1 protein-coding gene is annotated in these 222 nt (G+C 64.9%); it reads left to right on the plus strand.

Translation table 11 applies throughout. The annotated features are described in order from the left end of the window. Nucleotides 1–222: AMP-binding protein (locus IG75_RS38795; RefSeq protein WP_156059449.1), on the plus strand; the 222-nt coding region annotated here is incomplete at both ends.

A 222-nucleotide genomic window follows, 5' to 3' on the forward strand; every position in this document is an offset into this window, starting at 1 on the left:
GGACGGGCGGTTGCGGCCGGTTCCGGTGGGTGTTGCGGGTGAGTTGTATCTCGCGGGTGTGCAGTTGGCGCGTGGGTATGTGGCGCGCCCGGATCTGTCCGCGGATCGGTTCGTGGCCGATCCGTTCGATGTTGCGGAGCGGATGTATCGCACGGGTGACCTGGTGCGGTGGACTGCCGCGGGTGAGTTGGAGTATCTGGGTCGTACCGATTTCCAGGTGAA

The sequence above is a fragment of the Nocardia rhamnosiphila NBRC 108938 genome (genome assembly GCF_000720425.1).
Classification (GTDB): Bacteria; Actinomycetota; Actinomycetes; order Mycobacteriales; family Mycobacteriaceae; genus Nocardia; species Nocardia rhamnosiphila.